Annotated in this window: 15 protein-coding genes and 3 pseudogenes; 8 read left to right on the top strand and 10 right to left on the bottom strand. The window is 59.3% G+C overall.

All coding sequences use genetic code 11. The features are described 5' to 3' along the window. Nucleotides 1-62: 62 nt before the first annotated feature. Both AC0NIL_RS29225 and AC0NIL_RS29220 read right to left on the bottom strand, forming a co-directional pair. Nucleotides 63-1,055: an IS481 family transposase gene (locus tag AC0NIL_RS29225; RefSeq protein ID WP_474048309.1), complete on the bottom strand. Its 993-nt coding sequence runs from the start codon at nucleotides 1,053-1,055 to the stop codon at nucleotides 63-65. Between the two features lie 113 nt (nucleotides 1,056-1,168). Further along, nucleotides 1,169-1,453, bottom strand: coding sequence for a DNA -binding domain-containing protein (locus AC0NIL_RS29220; protein ID WP_473574304.1), 285 nt, complete (start codon nucleotides 1,451-1,453; stop codon nucleotides 1,169-1,171). A gap of 117 nt (nucleotides 1,454-1,570) precedes the next feature. Between AC0NIL_RS29220 and AC0NIL_RS29215 the strand changes: the two genes are divergently transcribed. Continuing rightward, the gene (locus AC0NIL_RS29215) at nucleotides 1,571-1,804 is read left to right on the top strand and encodes a helix-turn-helix domain-containing protein (protein ID WP_473574301.1); all 234 of its coding nucleotides are present in this window, start codon (nucleotides 1,571-1,573) and stop codon (nucleotides 1,802-1,804) included. A 771-nt stretch (nucleotides 1,805-2,575) separates the two neighbouring features. Continuing rightward, nucleotides 2,576-2,695: pseudogene (locus AC0NIL_RS29210) on the top strand (IS5/IS1182 family transposase); the annotation flags it as partial. 39 nt (nucleotides 2,696-2,734) lie between these two features. On the opposite strand, the gene AC0NIL_RS29205 reads toward AC0NIL_RS29210, so the two are convergent. Continuing rightward, entirely contained in the window at nucleotides 2,735-3,937 is a 1,203-nt protein-coding gene (locus AC0NIL_RS29205; protein WP_473574299.1) for an IS256 family transposase, read from the bottom strand. Nucleotides 3,938-3,963: 26 nt separating this feature from the next. Here AC0NIL_RS29205 and AC0NIL_RS29200 point away from each other — a divergent pair, with 26 nt between their 5' ends. Together AC0NIL_RS29200 and AC0NIL_RS29195 are read left to right on the top strand one after the other, a co-directional pair. Continuing rightward, nucleotides 3,964-4,251, top strand: coding sequence for a transposase (locus AC0NIL_RS29200; RefSeq protein ID WP_473574297.1), 288 nt, complete (start codon nucleotides 3,964-3,966; stop codon nucleotides 4,249-4,251). Beyond that, the gene (locus AC0NIL_RS29195) at nucleotides 4,227-4,646 is read left to right on the top strand and encodes an IS5 family transposase (protein ID WP_473574302.1); all 420 of its coding nucleotides are present in this window, start codon (nucleotides 4,227-4,229) and stop codon (nucleotides 4,644-4,646) included. The genes AC0NIL_RS29200 and AC0NIL_RS29195 overlap by 25 nt, the downstream gene beginning before the upstream one ends. 120 nt (nucleotides 4,647-4,766) lie before the next feature. On the opposite strand, the gene AC0NIL_RS29190 is transcribed toward AC0NIL_RS29195, so the two are convergent. Both AC0NIL_RS29190 and AC0NIL_RS29185 read right to left on the bottom strand, forming a co-directional pair. Then, entirely contained in the window at nucleotides 4,767-5,465 is a 699-nt protein-coding gene (locus AC0NIL_RS29190) for an OmpW/AlkL family protein (RefSeq protein WP_473574295.1), read from the bottom strand. A gap of 207 nt (nucleotides 5,466-5,672) precedes the next feature. Beyond that, nucleotides 5,673-6,237 (bottom strand): annotated as a pseudogene (locus AC0NIL_RS29185) (prolyl oligopeptidase family serine peptidase); the annotation flags it as partial. A gap of 915 nt (nucleotides 6,238-7,152) precedes the next feature. On the opposite strand from AC0NIL_RS29185, the pseudogene AC0NIL_RS29180 reads away from it, so the two are divergent. Together AC0NIL_RS29180 and AC0NIL_RS29175 are read left to right on the top strand one after the other, a co-directional pair. Beyond that, nucleotides 7,153-7,329: pseudogene (locus AC0NIL_RS29180) on the top strand (transcriptional regulator domain-containing protein); the annotation flags it as partial. 115 nt (nucleotides 7,330-7,444) lie between these two features. Further along, the gene (locus AC0NIL_RS29175; protein WP_473574294.1) at nucleotides 7,445-7,960 is read left to right on the top strand and encodes a DUF2285 domain-containing protein; all 516 of its coding nucleotides are present in this window, start codon (nucleotides 7,445-7,447) and stop codon (nucleotides 7,958-7,960) included. 1,456 nt (nucleotides 7,961-9,416) lie between these two features. On the opposite strand, the gene AC0NIL_RS29170 is transcribed toward AC0NIL_RS29175, so the two are convergent. The 4 genes from AC0NIL_RS29170 to AC0NIL_RS29155 form a co-directional block, all read right to left on the bottom strand. Next, nucleotides 9,417-10,190, bottom strand: coding sequence for an HAD-IIA family hydrolase (locus AC0NIL_RS29170; protein ID WP_473574292.1), 774 nt, complete (start codon nucleotides 10,188-10,190; stop codon nucleotides 9,417-9,419). 496 nt (nucleotides 10,191-10,686) lie between these two features. Continuing rightward, nucleotides 10,687-12,162: an NAD-dependent succinate-semialdehyde dehydrogenase gene (locus tag AC0NIL_RS29165; protein ID WP_473574291.1), complete on the bottom strand. Its 1,476-nt coding sequence runs from the start codon at nucleotides 12,160-12,162 to the stop codon at nucleotides 10,687-10,689. 946 nt (nucleotides 12,163-13,108) lie between these two features. Further along, nucleotides 13,109-14,494, bottom strand: coding sequence for a M16 family metallopeptidase (locus tag AC0NIL_RS29160; RefSeq protein WP_473574289.1), 1,386 nt, complete (start codon nucleotides 14,492-14,494; stop codon nucleotides 13,109-13,111). A gap of 4 nt (nucleotides 14,495-14,498) precedes the next feature. Continuing rightward, nucleotides 14,499-15,887, bottom strand: coding sequence for a M16 family metallopeptidase (locus AC0NIL_RS29155; RefSeq protein WP_473574287.1), 1,389 nt, complete (start codon nucleotides 15,885-15,887; stop codon nucleotides 14,499-14,501). 682 nt (nucleotides 15,888-16,569) lie between these two features. Here AC0NIL_RS29155 and AC0NIL_RS29150 point away from each other — a divergent pair. Next, nucleotides 16,570-16,782 carry a cold-shock protein gene (locus AC0NIL_RS29150; protein ID WP_008874821.1) on the top strand — a complete coding sequence of 71 codons (213 nt, stop codon included), beginning with the start codon at nucleotides 16,570-16,572 and terminating at the stop codon, nucleotides 16,780-16,782. 886 nt (nucleotides 16,783-17,668) lie between these two features. Beyond that, nucleotides 17,669-18,079 carry a prephenate dehydratase domain-containing protein gene (locus tag AC0NIL_RS29145; protein ID WP_473574286.1) on the top strand — a complete coding sequence of 137 codons (411 nt, stop codon included), beginning with the start codon at nucleotides 17,669-17,671 and terminating at the stop codon, nucleotides 18,077-18,079. A gap of 552 nt (nucleotides 18,080-18,631) precedes the next feature. On the opposite strand, the gene AC0NIL_RS29140 is transcribed toward AC0NIL_RS29145, so the two are convergent. After that, a complete protein-coding gene (locus AC0NIL_RS29140; RefSeq protein WP_473574285.1) occupies nucleotides 18,632-20,968 on the bottom strand; it encodes a S9 family peptidase in 2,337 nt (778 codons plus the stop codon). Nucleotides 20,969-21,141: the final 173 nt, after the last annotated feature.

Below are 21,141 nucleotides of genomic sequence, written 5' to 3'. Positions count from 1 at the left end.
GTCATAAACAACAGCATCCAGACGGAAGGCGCGCTCGGCACATGCATCCATTGACGACCGGCTTAGATGTTTAGTCCCGGCATTTGCTGGAGCGGATCAAGCTTGAAGCGTTCTGGCTGCGCAGCCCATGCCTTGCAAATGAACTCGTAGGGCGTGAGGCCCTTGAGGGTCTTGAGCCTGCGGGCGAAGTTGTACGCAGCGACGAAGTCGGTGAGGTGCTGCCGGAGCTGATCGTGGTTCTCATAGTAGAAGCGCTTGACGGTGGCGTCCTTGATGGTCCGGTTCATTCTCTCGACTTGGCCATTGGTCCATGGATGCCTGACCTTGGTCGTGCGGTGGTCGATGTCGTTCCTGGCGCACGTGTATTCGAAGGCGTGCGCCCGAAACAGCTCGCCGTTTGCCATTGCTTCCTTGATCAGCGGCACGGCCGAGCCACCGGCGCCGGGCGTGGTGAATTGGATGCCGTTGTCAGTGAGTACAGTGTGTATCTTGTAGGGGACTGCGCCGATCAGCCGGAGCAGAAACTCTTTAGAGACAGCGGTAGTGGCCTTCTCGTGCAGCTCGACGAAAGCGAACTTGGAGGTGCGGTCGATGGCGACGAACATGTGCAGCTTGCCCTGTTCGGTGCGCACCTCGGCGACGTCGATGTGGAAGTAGCCGATCGGGTAGCTTTTGAACTTCTTTCTTGCCGGCTTGTCGCCTTCGACATCCGGCAGCCGGCCGATGCCATGGCGTTGCAGGCAGCGATGCAAGGACGAACGCGTCAGGTGCGGGATCGTCGGCTGCAAGGCGTAGAGGCAATCGTCCAGCGGCAGCAGCGTGTACCGGCGGAAGGCGACGATGACGGCCTCTTCCTCGACAGATAGAACCGTCGATCTCGGCTCTTTCGGACCGGTCGGCAGATCGGTCACCGAAGTCCGCTCCCGCCATTTGGCGACAGTCTTCTGATTGATGCCGTAGCGCTTGGCCAGCGTCCTCAGGCTCTCTTGACTATGCTGTATCGCTCGACGGATTGCCTCTGTCGTCGTGGCGCTCCCATGAAGAACTTGGCCCATAGTGCATCCCTCGATTCGGAGGATAAGGATGCCCCATCAAAGCCTGGGATCAAACATCTAGCCGTGCTCGGTCTGGTACGTTCGCCTGACGCGTGACGGAGCGCACAGCTCGTTCATCCAGCGGCGAACAGTTCCTTGTAGCCGGTCGTCACCATCCAGTTGGCCCGATCGATATGGCTGCGGACAGCGTTGCGGGCGCGTACCGGTTCATGGACGGGGTCGATGCCGAGGATGAGATCTGCCATCTCTTCTATGCTAGCATTGTCCGCGCAAGCGTCGATAATCCTCAGATAGATGTTGAGATGCTCCCGGTCATAGCTCGTGAGGCTCTCCGACCAGGGAACCTCGTCGCGCAGTGCTGAGCTCTGAGTACCGTTCGTTCCCGTTGATCGATTCATCTCTGCCGCGAAACCTCGCATGTTGATCGCTGGATTCAAGACAGAATATCCCAAAATGGGATTATCCGGAACAGGGATTAGTGGCTGAGCCGGTCTTTATCCGTCCGGTTCGCCTAGATGCCCAAATCTCTCCGATCTCCCCGCCACCAGAGGTTTCTGGACCAGCTGAGATCACTGCGCAAGGCCAAGGGCTTCACCCAGGAGCAACTGGCCGAGAAGCTTAGCCGTCCCCAATCCTTCGTGGCCAAATACGAGGGTGGAGAGCGGCGTCTCGATGTCATTGAATTTCTCGACGTAACTGCAGTGCTTGACGCTGACCCGTGCGAGATTCTGTTGAGCCTGCGAACGTAGCTGGGCCAACGCGCCTCCCGGAGCCACCGGTTGCCGGGCTACCAGCCCCCGTTTTCTTCGCAATCCCGGGCGTCTCAGCCAGTATTCGCCTCCCGCCCCCTGGAGCGGGTCGCAGGCGCGCGCAGCTCTTCTTTTTGAGCCTCCCGATGGCTTCAGGCAGGCGGCACCCCTTCTGGGCCCGCCGAGGCGTCCCGCAATCTTCGCCGCTCAGGGTCCGTCTCTTTGTTCCGGTTCTTCGGATGCACTCCGTCTGGACGGCTGCCTTTCCGGCTCGCCCCCCTCGATCAGCAGCTGAGACAAAATGATGCATGCAAGACAGGAGCCAACCGCCAGCGGAGCCACAGGTGAGGGCGGGGCTCTGACGCTAGGCTCTACCAGGAGATCACAGACCGTCATCATTGCCCATCTGTAGCTCGCACCCTTCCGTGGGTGCCGGGGCAAGGCAAGGGTGGCTCAGGCGGCCGAGAATGCTTTCCAGGTGCCAGCCAGCGGTGCTGCAGTAAGGAGCTGGCAGCTCTCACCTCGCTGACGTAAGCACCTGGTGGGTGTCGAGGAGGTCCGTGCTTGCTTGCGCAGGCGCCTAGGCTCAGACATGAAGTTCGGGAGACCGATGCCGGCAACGGCTGACTTCAGCGTTTCGTCAACAATACGAAAAGCTTTCTTGATCGACCGCCAACTAAGCACTTCCATCTCAGGCGGCTAGGGTCAGGACCTATTAATCCGCTTGAGTTGATGGTGAGTGGCTGATTCATTGTTGGCGGAGGTGCCACGATGGATGATTTGCTGATGTTATCGCCGGAGCAGATGCGGCGGATCGAGCCGTACTTCCCGCTGTCGCACGGCGTGCCTCGGGTAGATGATCGGCGGGTGCTCAGCGGGATCCTGTTCGTCATGGGACTGTCAGGAATTCTGTGCGCGAGGCCGATTTCGTCATTGGCTGACGAACCTCTCGCCGAAGACGACGGCGAACTGGGTCTTGGCCTCGAACCATTCGCGCGGCGGTCGTTTCCATTCCTCGGCGGCGTGGTTCAGGACCAAGTATAACAGCTTCATGGCCGCATCGTCACTCGGGAAGTGTCCCCGGGTGCGGACGGCGCGGCGCAGTTTCGAGTTCAGCGCCTCTATGGCGTTCGTGGTGTAGATGATCCGCCGCACGCTTTCGGGATAAGCAAAGAATGGGACGACATGCTGCCAGTTGCGCCGCCAGCTTTGCGTGATTGCCGGATATCGCTGCCCCCAGTAGCTGGCTTCGAAGTCCTCAAGGGCCTTCATGCCGGCTTCGGCGTCCTTGGCCCGGTAGATCGCGCGCAGCGCCGGCACGACGGACTTGCGGTCCTTCCAGGACACGAACTCCAGGGAATGACGGATCAGGTGCACGATGCAGGTCTGAACCACGGTCTGGGGAAAGACGGCGTTGATTGCCTCGGGGAAGCCTTTCAGCCCATCGACGACGGCGATGAGGATGTCGCCGACGCCACGGCTCTTCATCTCGTTCATGACACGCAGCCAGAACTTGGCGCCCTCGGTCTGCTCGATCCAGATGCCGAGAATCTCCTTCGTGCCGTCCGGCAGGATGCCGAGCGCGATGTAGACGGCCTTGTTCCTGACGAAGCCCTCGTCCCTGATCTTGACCCGGATGGCATCGAAGAAGACGAGCGGATAGACCGCGTCCAGCGGCCGGTTCTGCCACTCGGCCACTTCCTCCAGGACGGCGTCGGTGACAGCCGAGATCAGGTCCGGCGATACGTCGATACCATAGAGTTCTTCCAGGTGGCCGCGGATCTCGCGCACCGTCATGCCGCGCGCATACATGGAGATGATCTTGTCGTCGAAGTCTGGGAAGCGGCGCTGATATTTGGCGATCAGCTTCGGATCGAAGGTTCCGGCACGGTCACGCGGGATCGTCAGCGTCATCTTCGATGTGCCCGTCAGCACCGACTTTCGCGAATGGCCGTTACGGCGATTGGCATTCCCCTCGGTGCTCTCGTCCTCAAGGTGCTCATCGAGTTCGGCGTTCAAAATGCGCTCCGAAAGCGCCTTCTTCAGATCGTCAAGCAGCCCATCTCGGGCAAACACCTCATTGGGATCGCGACCAGCAAGCAGCTGGTCCAGCAGTTCTTTCTCGATAGCCATGTGATGATTCTCTCCTTTCCATCATCATGGCCTCGCGCACAGAATTCCTGACAGTCCCGTTCGTCATCCGCAATGGGTTGCGCTGGCGGGATGCTCCGGCCGGTTACGGGCCACACAAAACGATCTACAACCGATTCATCCGCTGGAGCCGGATGGGCGTGTTCAACCGCATCCTGGCCGAACTGGCGGCTCGGGCCGGTGACCCGGACCGGTTGATGATCGATGCGACACACCTGAAGGCACATCGCACCGCCGCCAGCCTGCTCAAAAAGGGGCTCTACCCCGATGTATCGGACGCAGCCGAGGCGGCCTGACCAGCAAGTTACAGGTGGTCTGCGATGGCAAGGGTCGTCCACTGCTGCTGTACCTGACCGAAGGCCAGGCAAACGACCACAAAGCCGCCGCCGCGCTACTCGAGCACCTGCCGCCAGCCCGCCATCTGCTCGCCGACCGTGCCTATAGCTCGATCGGCTTCCGCGATGCCCTCGTCCAGCGCGGCATCACTCCGTGCATTCCGCCCCATACAAAGCACCGCATCAAGCATAACTACGATCCGGTTCTCTACCGCCAACGCCACAAGATCGAGAACACCTTCGCCCGCCTCAAGGACTGGCGACGCATTTATACCCGATACGACCGCTGCGCTCACACCTTCCTGTCCGCTATCGCTTTCGCCGCCACATTCATCTTCTGGATCAATGAGTCCTGACCCTAGTTGAGGCCCCTTTAACTGTGGGTAGGGTTCTTGGCCCACCGGAGGACAGTGCCCGCCCTCTCGACAGCGGTTTGTTCCCTTGCAGGGACGACCGTAAAAAGCACGCGCGAGGCGTCAGAAACGATAGGTGACACCTGCGCCTATCAGCCATGGATCGAGCGCCGCTTTTCCGGTCAGGTTGGCGCCGGCCAGCGTAACATCGAAGTCTGGTTTGAGAAAGAGCTTCTTCACGTCGAAGTTGACGCCCCAATGCTGGTCCACCATGTAGTCGAACCCGACCTGCAGTGCGGTGCCGAACGTGTTCTTAACCTTGAGATCATCGGCGCTGCCGGCTTGCTGATGATAGAAGATCGTATAGTTCACGCCCGCGCCGACATAGGGTTTGAAGGCGCCAAAATCGGTAAAATGGTACTGCAATGTCAGCGTCGGCGGCAGGAGCCAAGCTTTGCCGATGTTGCCAAGCCCACTAATCGAACCCTGGCCCGTGATATTGGCATATGTGGTACCGAGGATAAGCTCGGCGGCGATATTGTCCGTAAAGAAGTACGAGATGTCGAGTTCCGGAATCACGGTGTTCGAATAGGAGAGACCGGAGCCGGGCACCGCACTAACGTAGCCCGAATCCTCAGTAATGACCCCCAAGGCGCGCAGGCGGATCTGCCAAGGGTTAGCCCATTCCGGCACCCAGGCACCCTCGTCGGGGTCGCACGGGACCTCTGGAACGTCAGCCGCGACCGCCTGCTGTCCGACCAGGATAAGGGTAGTGATGGCCGCTATTACATTGCGTCCCAATTTTGTTAGCGTTGTCACCATAATATTCTCTCTTTTCTTGTCAGAAATCGTGGACTGTTGTGAATATTAACTATGCTTATTGATACCCGCAAAATCGCGACATGCACTTAGTCAAGGTGCGGCTTTGCATTTGCATATTTGTCGCAGCCAAAACCTATAGTCACTGGTTTTTTCGTGTGCTTTGTCGGGTTCCTGGTCGTCAATGAGCGCTCTCCGCAGCCGATGGCGCAGGGCACCGGAAAGCAGAAGCGGGTCGGGGGTCGAGCCAAGGAATGTGGCCTTTGGCCTCTGGAAGATTGAAACCGTCAGCGACAAAGCTCAGCCCTAAGCCGAATTCACGATGCACGACCGCGTCGCTGCCGCCGCGCGAGAGCCGCAGAATGGCTCTTTCCCGTTTCTCCGGCTCGATGGACGCCCCGCCCCAGATCCAGTCCTCTCCGTCGTTAGCCGCGAGGGCATCCAGATCGAGCAGTAGCTCCCATTGGGAATCCGCCGTCAGGTAGACGGCAAGGGTGGTCCGGCGCCACAGTCCGCGCGGATTTCCGGCATCTCGCCAGAAATTATAGAGGTACTGACCCCGGCGCGTAACCAGGGGAATCCCAACGGAGCGCTGGAAAATCGCCGTTAGCGCCGCTCGGTCGCGCTCGAACTGCGTTCCACCGAAGCACTTCAGGGTCTTTGCCGACTGACCAGCCCTCCTTGCAAGTGCCCGTTCGCCTTTTACATCTTCAAGCCAAAGATGGGGGGCATCGTCGGGTGCATTCACAGTTGGCCGGAAATTGAATTCGGTCATGTCCCGACAACCGGACGAATGACGGCGCGATGGTTTCCGGCTCGGGAATACCCAAGTGTTGGCGGCTGCGCTGGCATGTTCGAAAAGCGCGATCATTAGGTGGGTTCTTCTCAGTCCGAGGCGTCACAGTGGTCTTGCGCTCAGAACTGCATCTGTCGTGCCAACCGGGGAGAGCGTTTCGAAACAATGCGATGGCGCTGGCAGCGCTGTGTCACATGTCCGACATCGTCGAGAATCCGACAACGAGCGGACCCCACCGGATCAACCTCCGGCGCGAGCTCGGTGGCGCCGTCCAGAACTCGGCAGTGACCCTCATACTTGGCTGGACCGGAACATCTTCGCGCCACAGCGCTTGAGCGCATCCGGAATCAATTGGTGGCAGGGCACGGGGAGGCCCGGCCACTGCGCTCCACCTCCATTCCGCTCGCAAAAAGCCCAGCGTGAACACCACCCAAAGCGATGCCCAAGTTTTCGAGGTCCGCTGAGCAGTCGGCCCAACCTGTAAACCTATACAGGCTGCCATAGCGTGAAACTTGGCCTCCAATGGCGGGAATTTCCTCGAAGGAGGCCTCCGATGACCGAGCCTATAGCGCCCGCGCCACGACGACAACTTGCCCACACTGAGCGTGCAATCGACAGCCACGCCACTGCACCTTCAAGGCACGTCTCGAATAGGATGGAGGAGCTGATCAGCGCTATCACTTCGATTGCCTTGCCGTGCTCAGGCCGCGCTGCTTGCCGCTGCGCGGGTTCGACGACCTGGTTGCTATTTGAGCGCGTCTTCCGCCCTCGACAATGCCAATGGCGCACGCTTCGACGAAATGGCCTAGTCGAGGTCTGGTGCCTTCAGCGCCGGCGCTTTGCCAGGTGGCGTGACGTTTCGACGTCGGTGGAGGCGGGCAGGGGAGCACACTCATGCCTGCAGTTCTCGTGACTGGCGCGGACGAGGCTGACTGGCACGATGAAAGATCATACGATTACACTGCTGGTCTGACGCCGCGCGAGTGGGCCTGGGAGTTCTTACGTCGCAATCCAGCATTCCAGCGTGACGTGATCGCTGCAAGCCAGCAGGCCAATACTTTGTCCTACGGACCCTCTCTCGACGTAGTCACGTCGACCGGTAACCTGTCACGGTGGGGTGTCCTGTTTCGCCGAGTCTTACGGGCGCAATTCGGTCGTATTCTGGTCTCCGCTATGGTGCGCTCATGTGCTTCCCGTCATTGCAGAACAGCTGTCTGCTTGGTCGGCGACAGCGTCGTTCGAGCTCTCGGCATTGCCATGTCGTGCGACCGTCCTGCTGGCGCCCGACAAGGGCCAGCATCTTCTTCTTCGCGATACGGAGCATACGCTCCAACTCGCCATCTCTGGCGCGGACATCTTGCGCCCTGTTTGCCTCCGCACCGAGGCGATCTGGCCCGCGATGCTTTCGAAGCCCCGTCTGAGGGCGCTCGAGCGCCTCAATGCTCTAAGTCTTGGTCAACACCTGCCCGCCCGGTTGTTTCCGCCGGAAAAACGCGGTCCCCGTTTGACCTTCGTTCTTCGTGCGCTCGACGGATCGCTTGCTGGGGCGTCACATCGCGAGCTCGCTGAAGCGCTGATTGGTCAAGGGCGCGTCCATGCCGACTGGAGGGATCCTCGCGATCATCTGCGCGACCGCATTCGCCGCGCTGTCACTCGTGGCCGCGCCCTGATGCATGGAGGGTACAGGGATTTCCTTCTTTGAAAAGGGACAGTCCGACCGGTACATCAGCCGGCGAACAGTTCGGAGCTAGAACCGGTCACCGCCAGTTCGCCCGGTCGACTTGGAGAGGAACGGCCTTTCAGGTGCGCTCTGGTGCAGGCGTGGGTCGATGCTGAGAGGCACGTTAGACATTGTCCGATAGGTGACAATGTCGAGTACGCAACAGAGAAAAAAGCTATCGCGTCGGGTGTTTTAAAACGCTTTTTGCCTTGGCACGGTACATGCACGCTCAGCAAAACGCGCGGACTGAGTGGTTCCCCCCGCCACGAAGGTCGCGGACTTACGCCACCTCCCAAGGCGTACCCGGCCCGGCAGCGAGCTCAGTCTCCTGCCGGGCATGCGGGTTCAGCCGTGCTTGCGTTTAGGACTTTAAATTAGAGACGCAATGTTTCGCGTCCGGCTATGCGGGCTTGGTGCCGAAAGTTGAGGTGGCGGAACTTGGCGCTGCGTCTGACATGATTACGTGAATGAAGCGCAAGGCCTAAATAATTATCAGACTTCGAGCGCGGTCGTTGTGGCTCCGTGTTCACGGCAACGACTATTTCGGCCGTTGCCAACTCGAGATCCGCCTTTGAAGTAAATGCGGAAAGGCTCACTCGCAGCGTAGTCTTGGCACCTCATAGCTGATCCTCGTCAGCACACGCGACGGAGCGTGAGCGCGGCAGGCGGAACCTGTGGAGAGACAGGTTCCGCGCATCGCATCGGTGTCACACCATGGGATGGTCAAGGAGCACGTATTTGGAAGGCGCGATGCTTGAAACCCAATACCCGCGTCAGGCGGATTGCTCCGTTCAAGTTGGAAGCGCTTTGATGCCGCTCACTACCCGCAGCCGCCGAGCCGCCTATTCCTCGCCAGTCCGCCGGCGGCTGCGCTGTTCAGCGGCCGCGCCGTCGCCCGTCCTCCTGTTCACCACAAAAAGCGAGGCGCAACCCCTCCCTAATGTGCAACGCGCCCCACGGCTTATGGGCCGTGGAATTTATGCGCCAATGGGTGAGCAGATCGACTTCGACGAACTCGTCTGTCAGAGCGATGCGCATACGACCAACAACCTGCGTGGCCTCCACGTGTAGGATCGCCTCCGGAGCGACGCGACGACGAAATCAGTCAAAACTCCAGAGTGGTTGAATGACACCCGTCTCGTTGTTCGAAGCCATGACAGAAACGGTCGGGCGTGAGTTTCGCAGCGAACGCATCTGGCTCGATCCAACCTAACCCATTCGCTGGACGCAGCCTACTCGGCGCACGAGAGTGTTCGGCCGAAGACTCTTGCTTCATAGAGGTCAGGACCGGCCTGCATTGGACTACATGGGTGTACTTCGACTAAGTTGTCTTCACTTTCTTTGCGGCCAGCTGTTCCTCCGGAAAATTGCCGAGGTTGAAAGGCCGCCATTCTGAAACTAGCGGGAGCGTTCAGTCTTCGTGTAGGGGTCGTTCGGCTTATTGGTTCCCGACGATCTGGCCCAGATCGGCAAGGCACTCGACCACGTAGTCGGGTCTGAATGGAAACCGCTCTATGTCAGCCAGTTTGGTCACCCCAGTAAGCACAAGGGCTGTTTTCAGGCCCGATTCCAGCCCGGCGAGCACGTCGGTGTCCATGCGGTCACCGACCATAATGGTATCGACAGCTCGCACTCCTAGCCGGTCGAGCGCGTTGCGCATCATGAACGGGTTAGGCTTCCCGACGAAATAGGGCTGACGGCCGGTGGCCTTCTCGATTATTGCCGCGACTGCCCCGCACGCCGGATGGGAGCCCCGCTCGTTCGGGCCAGTCGCATCCGGATTGGTGGCGAGAAAACGCGCGCCCCTCGCCACAAACTCGGCGCCAGTTGCGATCTGCTCGTAGTGGTACGAAATCGTGTCCCCGAGGACCACGAATTCGGGGGCAACCTCCGTTATCCGGCAGCCTGCCTGCCGCAGGGCCTCGACGAGACCGTGGTCGCCGATGACATAGGCAGATGATCCCTGCTTTTGCAGTTCCATGAACCGCGCCGTGGCGAGCGCCGAGGTGTAGATGTGCTCTGGCTGCACGGCGAAGCCGACCGCTCTTAGACGCTCGGCATGATCTTCGGGCGTGAAGCGCGAGTTATTGGTGAAGATCTGAAACGGCTCACCCCTGGCGATTAGCCCGGCGACATAGCCGACCGAACCAGCAATCGGTTGGCCGCCCCGGACCAGGACCCCGTCCATGTCGAGCAGATGCGCTGTAATCATTCGATCTCAACCCTCAATGTCTTCGTGCATGCAGGGCCTGGGCACGTCTGGTGTCACTGAATCTTCTCCAGGCGAGAATGCCGGCGACTGTACCGATTGAGAGCGATGCGCGAAGGGCGCTCAGTTGGCCGTGCGGCAATAAGGAGGCTGCGGCGTAAACGTGTCGGTGGCACCCGCTCACGTGCGGATGCCCTGGACCGTCCGCTTAACCACATTCGCAGTGTCAGCGCGCCTGGACAATCGCGTAGTTACAGCGAACCACTAGCCTCGCGAGACGTGCCGCGCTGGACAGAATGAGTAACCTACCATCCGCTAGCGGCGCCTTGCCTCGTCGCCGTAGAGGCGGTTCAACGTAGCTGGGCGTCTAGATCTCACTTAAGGCGCGCAGGCCCACGGTCGCGGTGAACGACCCGGAAACAAGCCGCCAGAAGGTTCGCCAAAGCGCTCGATCATGCCTTTGGTCCATTCTGCGCCTAAGGTATCCATCCCCTAGAGATCAGATGCCGCCCATGCAGAGGTATTTCATTTCGAGGTAGTCTTCGAGCCCGTGGCGGGAACCCTCTCGCCCAATGCCGGACTGCTTGATGCCGCCAAAGGGCGCCGCTTCCGAAGACATACGCCCCGTGTTGATGCCAACCATGCCGTATTCCAATGCCTCGGCAACGCGCCAGACACGCTTCAGATTGGAGGCATAGAAATAGGCGGCGAGGCCGTAGATTGTGTCGTTGGCCTCACGCACTACCTGATCCGCATCGTGGAAGCGAATGATCGGAGCCAGCGGCCCGAAAGTCTCCTCTTGCGCAACCGCCATGCTGCTGGAAATTTCGGTGAGAACTGTGGGTCTGAAGAAGGTCCCATTCTTGCCGATACGTTCGGCCCCGCATCGAACTGTACCACCCTTGGCAACGGCATCTGCGATGTGGGACTCGATCTTGTCCAAAGCATGCAAGTCGATGAGCGGTCCGACGTCCACTCCCGGAGCGAACCCGTCGCCAACCGACAAGGACCGGACTTTCTCCACGAATTTTTCGACGAACTCATCGTAAACGTGAGATTGGACGTAAAGACGGTTCGCTGAAACACAGGTCTGCCCGGCATTGCGGAACTTCGCCTGGATAGCACCGTCAACCGCAGCGTCGATATCGGCGTCGTCGAAAACGATAAACGGCGCATTGCCGCCGAGCTCGAGGCTGACCTTCTTGATCTGGTCCGAGCACTGGCGCATGAGCAGCCTGCCAACCTCAGTCGAGCCTGTAAAGCTGATCTTTCGGACCTTCGGGTTGGAGCAAAGTTCACGTCCAATGCTATCACCTTCAGACGCATAAATTAAGTTCACCACGCCGTCGGGAAAGCCGGCTTGGTCCGCGAGGGCGAACATTGCACCTGCCACGAGCGGCGTCTGTTCAGCAGGCTTAAGCACGATCGTGCAGCCCGCCGCCAGAGCCGGCGAGATCTTGCGCGCCACCATTGACGCCGGGAAATTCCAAGGCGTAATCGTGCCGACCACACCAATGGGCTGCTTGATCACCAGCATGCGACGGTCTGTCGACGGTGCGGGGATCGTCTCACCATAGATGCGATTAGCTTCTTCGGCATACCATTGCAGATACGCAGCCGCGTGCGAAACCTCCGACTTGGCTTCGGCAAACGGCTTGCCCATCTCTGCAGTGAGTATCGCGGCAAGATCATTGGCGTGCTCAATGATCAGCTCATGCCACCGCCACAGAACGTCACTGCGTTCTCGGGCGGTCAGCCCCGCCCATCCAGGCTGCGCTACATAGGCCTTGCCGATCGCAGCGCGTGTCTCCTCCATACCCATGTCGGGAAGCACCGCCAGGACTTCACCGCTCGACGGATTGAGGACCTCGAATGTCCGCTCGCTAATCGGCGTGCCGAGCGCCGGCAGGCTATCGATCGCGCCAAACAGGTCCGGGGATTTCAGGTGGCGGATCATCGGCAGGCACAGGGACAATACCGTATTCCTCTCAAAATGCGGCTGATATGTAGGTCGACAGGGCGTTTGTGTTTACTGCGCACCCTGACGGTCCTGATAGGGCCTCGGCCAGAGGGTCGGTAGACCATTGTGCTCACCCTGAAGCCAGAATTTTGAACTGTTCTGGTCGAGCGATTGCGGTTCTCGCCAGTTGCAACCTCAAGAATGGACATCGGCTTCCCCAAGGCGGCCTGGTTTGCGCATCACGATAGGACTCCTCCGCGAATGCGACGATAAGTGAGACATTTTTAACATCGCTGGACAAACTGGGGCCGGAAGGTCCTGTCCAAAGAAGTTGGTTTTCTTCCGAGCTTCTTTTGGGCATCTCTCAGCGCGTTTGAGGCTTTGTGTTGAAAGCCGTGATGTCCTTGAGCCTAAGTAAAGTCGCTGCTCCTTGCGGAAGTTGGCGCCATCACCCTTGCGCGAGGAGAGCACTGCCTGCAGCCGCACATGACCTTGAACCGGTGAGACAAGCGGCATTACCCAATCAAAGACTCCATAAAATACTTAAAAGCTGGTTGCGGAGTATGTCGGATACGCCGGCAGGCTCAACCCAACCGCAAGGTGCGCTTAGGCCCAGCAGCTGAGGATCTCTAGTTGGAAAACAGCACTCCTCGTCGGGGCCGTGGAGTCTCGTGTCCGCCTTCTGGGTCTATACTGGCACGTCGGCGACTGCCTGCCATTTGCAGCCGGGTCCGTGTCTCGGCCTTTGGCCTCGGCACAAGCGCTGCGCCCCTCGGGCTCCTTATTTTGCCTGCGAGGCGCTCTTCAATCTGCCGATCGGGTCCAAAGTGAACAGAGATCCAAACTTTCGCGTTTTACGGGAAAGTTGGAAATCCATGCTTACCAACGTTGGTCGATCACATTTGCGCAGTAAATGACGATGATCAGCGCGGACCTTGGCAGGGCGCGAGACTGCTCGTCGTCACGGGACAGCGGCAAGCCCCGGGCCAACACCCATAATGGCGGGCTCGGCCGAAAGCAGCTTCTTCGCCACCGCCCTGACCTGGTCGATCGTCACCTCCTCAATGAGGGCAGGGCGCTGCTGGATGTAGTCTATGCCGAGCTGGTCTTGCTGCATTCCGGCAAGGGTGGCTGAAATAGAGCTGGAGGAACCCAGATTGTCGATTGCATAGGCGCCGATCAGATACTTCTTGCTCCTTGCGAGCTCGGCCGCTGTTGGCCCCGTGTTAACCTGCTCCTTGATTACTTGTCTGATCAAGTCGAGCGTCTCGCCCGCCTTGTCGGCGCGCGTCGACGTGGCCACGACAAGCGTGTTGGAATGCTGGTAGGTTTCCAAGCTAGAGGACACACCGTAGGCAAGGCCCCGCTTTTCGCGCACCGCCCCCCACAGTCGTGAGGTAAATGGCGAGCCTCCGAGTATATCGTTCATCAGCAACGCGGCATAGAGTTCCGGGTCGCTGCGTCCGATGCCCGGAAAAGCCAGCTGGAGCGAAGTCTGGGGCAGGTCGTATGAGACCAAGTTCAACTGGCCGAGCTTCGGAGTGACATCAGGTACCGGCACCAGCGCCTGTTTCTGGGGCAGATCGCCGAACAACTGGTCGAGTCTTGCACTCAGGGATTTGGTATCTATGTCGCCCACGACCGCCACGTGCAGCCCGTCGCGGGCGAAAGCGGCCTTGTGGAAGGCGCTTAGATCGGCGGGCGTTATGCGGGCCAGGCTTTCTTTGGTACCCTCGGGCGGCCTCGAATACGGGTGCATGCCGTAGATTTTGCGCCGCCATGCGAGCTCGGCGATGGTCTGAGGTTCGCGCTCCCTGGCCGTGATTTCGGAGAGAAGCTGCGCGTGGACGCGTTCGACTGGCTCCTGATCAAAGCGGGGCCTGTTCACAGCGAGCCTGATGAGTTCGAACGCAGCGTCCTGGCGCTCGGAAAGCAGGCGCATCGACGCGTGGATTCCGTCACGCTCTGCGTAGAACCTCATCTCAGCTCCGGCTCCATCGAGCTGCACCTGAAAGGTATCGCTGTCGTAATCGCCGGCGCCCTCGTCGAACAAGCGGGTCATCAAATTGGCAAGCCCCTCCTTACCGCCCGGGTCCTGGCTGGTGCCGCCGTCGAAGACCAAGTCGAGCGTGACCATCGGCCGGGTATGATCTTCCACCAGCCAGGCCGTGATCCCCTTTTCAGATTTCACCTCCTGGATGTTCACGGCAGCACGCGCGGTGAGCGCCAGCAAGTGGAGGGAGAAAATAGCAAGGCAAAGGACAGCCAGCCAAGAGGCGAGGCGCCTCCCTTCTCCAAAAGGAGAGGGCAATACTTGTGAAATGGCGCGGCGGCGTGGGTTCGTCATCACATCAATTTTCCTTGGGCAGAAGATAGCCGGTGGTCGAATGGTCGGACACGAGGTAGCGGGCGGCAACGGCCTTAACCTGATCGGCGGTGACCTTGCGAATGCGGTCCGGCCATTCCTCGACGTCTCTCACATTGCCGCCCGTGGCAAGCGTGGCGCCATACATATTAGCCACGGAGTCCTGCTCGTCGTGGGCGAAGATGGCCGAGCGTATATAGCGGTCTTTCGTCTTCTCCAGTTCGTCGCTGGTGACGCCGTCCCTGGCGATGCGTGCTATCTCAACGTCGACTGCGGCCTCGATGTCCGCGAGCTTGACGTCGCCGCGCGGCGAGCCGCGGATGCTGAAGTAGCTAGCATCCAGCATGGTGCCCTCGAAATCAGCAGAGGCCGCCGCGGCTATGCCCTGCTTGACAACGAGCTCTTGGTACAGCCGGCTGCGGTTGCCCCCGGCGAGAATCTGGGCCAGCAGGTCCAGAGCCTCGGCTTCGCCGGGCTCGGCGGTGCGATAGGACGGCACCACCCAATATCTGGAGAAGATGGGGACCGAAACGCGGCCATCGCTTAACGTCAATGTGCGCCTGGTGTTCTGCACCGGCTCAGACGGGCGTTCGCGTGGCGGCAGATCTGGTCCACGCGGGACCTTGCCATAGGTCTTCTCAGCCAGCGCCTTCACGGCCTCGGGCTCGACGTCCCCTGCCACCACCAGCACTGCGTTGTTCGGCTGGTAGTAATTGTCATAGAAAGCCAAGGCGTCGTTGCGGTTCAGCTTCTCGATCTCGTGCATCCAGCCGATCACCGGGATTCGGTAGGGTTGGCTCTGCCAAAGCGTCGTGACGACCTCCTCATCGAGAACCGGCTCCGGATCGTTGTCGACGCTCAAGCGCCGCTCCTCAAGGACCACGTCCCGCTCGGTGTTGATAGCGTCATCCGTGAGGATGAGATTGCGCATGCGATCAGCCTCGAAGCTCATCATCTGCTCCAATGCCGAGGGCGCAACTCTTTCGTAGAAAGCAGTGTAATCGTAAGAGGTGAAGGCGTTGAGCGAGCCGCCGATCTCAGCCACCGCGCGGTCCAACTCGCTGGCGCCGTGATTGGCCGTCCCTTTGAACATCAAATGCTCGAAGAAATGCGCGATGCCGGATTTGCCCGGAGGCTCATCGGCGCTGCCGGCCTTGTACCACACCATATGGGTGACGATGGGCGCGCGGTGATCGGGTATGACGACCACCTCCATGCCGTTGTCGAGCAGGAAATTTGCTGCCTTGATGTCATTGGCGGCCGCCGGAGTCGGCGCGGTCGTCAGAAATGCCAGCGCGGTCGCAAAAAGTGCGCCCCGCAGCCAGGCAGACGGTGGCTTCGGTTGTGGTGACGGGGCGATGGACAAGGTTCGCATGGAAGTGAGTTGTCCCTCAATTTGAAGGTGCTGAGCCCCAGTCGCCCCCGGTGGGAGACGGTGTATCGGTGAGCAGCACCGGTCCAGACGAGCCCTCACGATGCTGCCAAGCCCGGCTCTCATGTCAGTTTTGAGTAGGTCGCCGAAAGCTGGGGCGGCATTTTTCTGTGTGGGGATCATGGGACGTCTCTCCTGCGCATTTGCATGGCCGCGCAGGAACCGTGCCAGATGAGAAAGCCGTTTCGACGATGCGTTTCAATGAACTCCGTGTTGCGTACCTCCGACATTGTCCGACATCCGACACTGCCGAATGGGGAGCGCTTGCCGCTTAAACAGGTGACTACGTGAAAATACCCTCAGGACAGCGGCGAACATGGTGGCGTTAGCACGCCCGTAGTTGCTGGTCGTTAGAGTACTCTTGCTCACATCGGCCGATTGTAGATCCATGACAGGACTCCAAACCAGCGATAGCGCGGTTCTGGAATTTAAGATGCGTCGCAGACTATCGTAACGCCAGCGCGAGAGACGCGGCCGCGACGGCGGTCACGATGGAGCTTGCGAGCCGATTTGCGATTTGACCGGGGCTTTTGCTATTTTCGCTTTTGCTGCCCCTGAAATCTCGGATATGAAGCGGACCTGGCTTATAGTCAGCCTACATTGAATGGTTACAAAGGAACACGCCATGGCGACAGGAACGGTGAAGTGGTTCAACAGCACCAAGGGATTCGGCTTTATCCAGCCTGACAACGGAGGTCAGGACGTTTTCGTCCACATTTCCGCTGTCGAACGAGCGGGCCTTTCGACCCTCAATGAGGGACAGAAGATCAACTACGAGGTCGAACAGGACCGCCGTACCGGCAAGTCCTCCGCGGGCAGTCTCAGCAAAGCTGGCTGACCTTTTTCTGCTTTTGCCCGGCAAGAGCCGGGCAGAAGTGCCACTGACCGCGACGAGGAGCCGGCAAGAACACGGATCTCCCGCTGACCGCGCGGATTGCGGGAAGCTGCTAAGTTCTACCAAAGCAAGATGTTTGCAAGTGAAGGGGGCGGGTCCCAGCCCTCTTACTTTCTGCAGCAGATGCGTATCTGGCAGCTGCGCGCGTCAGAACGAATTTCAAAGCTGCGACCTGCTCGCGGGTCCAGCCGCTATGCAGGATCAAATGCTGGCTTGCGGAGCCTTAGCGTTCCGATCTGATGGACCTCGTCATCACCACGAGATAGCCGACCACCTCGACGGTGGTGATAGTTCCGCCGATGAGGTCTGAACGACTCGGCATTTCACGGAATGCGAGCCAGTCTACAATGGCGCGAGTGGCGCTTCCAGTGTCAAAATCAGAGATCTGGCAGGCTGGAAGTCGACGCGTGCCGGCCAGCAAGAAAACAGCAGGGATCGCGAGTTGCTTGCACAGGACCGAATGTAGCAAGCAGGCCCAGATCTCCGAGATCAAAAAAGGGTCCGCAAAACCAAACGCTCACCAAGGGAGCAAAAGCATTGGCCAACAGATTAAGCCAGGGAATGGCCAAAGCCGAGCCTCGAATCTGTAACCAAAATGTTTCGATCATGAACCCCGTGCGTGTGATTTTCATGAATGAGGGTCTGACGTATTATCGATCGAGCTTGGCTGGGCAATGAACGAGCTATTCAGCCAGCCTCCAGCCATAGACACCTTCGGGATCAACAGGGCAGGGTACATTGGGCCGGAGGGGACCTGGACCCATCAAGCCTCGCTGGAGTTAAGCGACGGATTGTTCGAAGCATATGAGAATGGCTGCGTCGACGTTGCATGCGTCCCAGCCACGACCTCTCTGTTTGGAACACTCCCTGCCTCGACCAAGTCCTGCGCTTGAGGTCCCCCAAGACCAGAGCCGAGTACCCGAAGGTCCTGAGCTACAGCCTTATTGCCAGAAAGGATGCGAGTTTCTCGATGATTACTAAGGTGGTAGGCCACCCCGTGGCCCTGCAGGAGGTGGCCGGGTGGCTCGACGAGAACATGCCCAACGTCGAGCGAGAGAGCCGTACGGGAGCGACAGCTTTCGTCGCGAAGCAAAATTCTTCCTCCATAGCGGCAATTGGTCCTGCGCTTGGTGCCAAGCTGGACAATCTGCAGATATTGCGAACAGGAATTGAAGAAGGGCTGCATAACGTTACGGGTGGTGGATGCTCGGGCGCAGGACCCTGCGCCGACAGGATTTGAGCGGACAACACTTCACCTCCGCGTTTCAGAGCAAAATCTCAGTTGTGTCCTGAACAGGTTCTCGAACGACGATTTAGCCGTTCTAAGTGTCTATCAGCGTCCGACATGCGAGCAGCTGGACACCCATCAATACGTCATCGATGTCGCTGGACACGTTTTGACTCACCCGCGGTTGGACGCGTTGGCGGAGTTTGATGGCCTGAGAATTCTGGGGTCCTACCCACGTCGCTACTAGCTATGGCCAGGCTAGTTCCGTCAATAACTCCAAAACTGTAGATCCTCATCACGATGAACTAGGGGCTGCCGCATCGAACTTGATGCGTACACATAATGCCGCGGCCATGGACCAGATCATCGCGCCCACGAGCTTGTCGACCCCGCCAGTTCTTGCCTGCGAAACGGCAGTATTCATAGGCGCAGATGTGACGGCCGGGCATCTTGCAAACAAGTCGTGACGGTGAAGCGTCATTGGCGGCATGCTCGTCCATTCGGGAAGGTTCAAACACTTCAATCCGCGCAGGGGCGCAGTGACCGGGCCTGCGGCGGTCGTCGTCAAGTTTTTTCTTTCTGCAGCTGGGTCGGAGTGGTGTTCCAGTTGGGCGGGGTCTGCCCGAGAATGTTGCGAACGAAAAAGTTCAGGAGTTTGCGTTCGGTGTAGGTGCCCGGCGCGCCATGATTGGCACCGGGGACGTAGACCATGTCGAAATCTTTTGCCGCCTTTATCAACCGGTCGGCAAGCTGCAACGAGGCCGACGGGTCGACATTGTCGTCCATTTCGGGCACCACGATCATAAGCTTGCCCTGCAGCCTATGAGCATTGTCGATGGCGGAAGACTGCGAATATTCAACGCCGACCGGCCACCCCATCCACAGTTCGTTCCACCAGATCTGGCCTATCCGGTTGTCATAAACGCCGCTGTTGGCGACCGCAGCCTTGTAAAATTCGGGATGAAAGAGCAGAGCGCTCACCGCGTTTTGGCCGCCTGCGGACCCGCCGAAAATGCCAACGTTGGAGATATCGTACCACGGATAGCTCGCGGCAGCCGCCTTGTGCCATAGGATGCGATCGGGAAACCCTGCGTCCTTCAGATTTTTCCAGGCAACGTCATGAAAGGCGCGCGAGCGGTTGTTCGTACCCATGCCATCGATCTGCACAACGACGAAGCCCAGCTGCGTGAGCGGCTCTGTCCGCCCTGAGAAGGATTTTGGGACGAAGGAGCCGGTGGGTCCGGCATAGATATTCTCCACCACAGGGTAGGTCTTCTTCGGATCGAAATTGGCGGGCAGGTGGATCACCCCCCAGATATCAGTCTTGCCGTCGCGCCCCTTGGCATGGAAGCTGAGTGGCGGCTGCCAGCCGGCGGCAACGAGCTCGGAGACGTCGGCGGTCTCCACCTGCGTGAGCTTGGCATTGTCGCTGGCGCGGTAGAGTATCAGTTGGGGCGGCACATCGATGCGTGACCAGAGATCGACATAATAGCGGCCGTCCGGGGAGAACTCGACATGGTGGTTGCCCGGCTCGGGCGTGAGCTCAGTCAGCCCCTCACCATCGAAGCCGATGCGGTACGCATGGACGAAATAGGGGTCCTCCCCCGGGTTCCTCCCGCTCGCCTGGAACCAGATCTGGCGCTTGACCGGATCGACATGGTTGACCGCCCGAACCACCCACTCACCGCTGGTGATTTGGTTCTTGAGCGCGCCCGTCTGGCCGTCGAACAGATACAGGTGCTCGTGCCCATCGCGCTCGGACGCCCAGATGATCTCCTTCCCGTCGTCGACATCGTAACGAAAGGTTTTCCCGGTATGCTCCTGATCCATCGCCAGAGGATGGTAATCGACAAATGTCTTGCTGGTCTCGTCGATGATCGAGCGCGCACGGGCCGTGGCAGCCTCTACCTCGATCAGCCGATAGAGCTGATGCCCGCGCTGGTTATATTCGAAAGTGAAGCTGCGACTGTCCGCCCGCCATAGGAGAGGGGAAAGTTCGAAGGGATTCGAGAACAGGGCGTCGTCAATCGCGGCTTGGCGCTGGCTGGCGATCTCGAACAGGACCGGCTGGGGCAGTGGAAGGACATCACCCGGTTTGGGATAGACCAGTGTTGAATCTTTGCGCTGCAACTGGTCCGTCGACGAATCGAGGTAGTGGAGCTCCCGCTTGTAGCCGGGGCGAACACGGTAAGCAGCGAGGTGGCGCGAGTCCGGCGACCAACTGAGCGTGGAAAAGACGTAGCTGTTGTTTTCGGATCCGTCCCTGCTCAGCGGGACATCCTGCAATCCGTCCTTGGTGCGCAGGAAGATATTGTAGTTCTTGATATGAGCCATCCATTTCCCGTCGGGCGACGTGCTGCTCTTGTCGGGTTTGCTCTGCGCCTGCGACATGTAGGTGTGGCCGAGCTGCCAATTGTCCGGGTCGTACGCATCCGATGTGATGCTGTCACACTCATAGCTTGCAAGATCGCAGCTCCACTGGACCTGCTCAATCAGGAAGTCGAGCCTGCGACCATCCTCGGTCAGTTCGAAACGCTCGAAGGGAAGATAGCCGGCCTGATACTGTATGTGGCTCGCCCTGCTCAGTCCCGCTGCCAGAGAGTCATGATCGAAAGCCGGGCGCTTCACACCAGTGGCAGCATCGACCAGCATGAACTGATACTGGCCGTGGCTAGTTCGGCGGTAGGCGAACGCGTCGGCATCACTGAGCCAAAACGGCACTTCGGGGACATTGACAGTCAGCTGGCCATAACGATCGTTGATCGTTAGTGCCCGCTCGAAATCGGCCGGCACTAGCTGCGGACGTACACCATCCGAACCGTTGGTCGGTGCCTGACCGATTGGCCCTCCCGATGCGCCCTGAATTAAAAGCGCGAGCGTCAAAGCTCCGATCGTATGCATATATAGTTCACCCTTTTCGGCTCGGAATACTTGCTGTGGGATTGGTTCGATCGCGCTGCAGCGGCGCCGAGCGTCTCCTTTGCAGGAAGCGCGCGCCGATGCAGCCACTGTCCAGGAACTGGTCGAGTGAGAATTATAACGTTGGCTTACGCGCTGATAACCACAACGAAAAG

The organism is Mesorhizobium sp. WSM1343, assembly GCF_055901535.1.
Note: the sequence above shows the minus strand (reverse complement) of the source record. Positions and strands in the feature narration are given on the sequence as shown.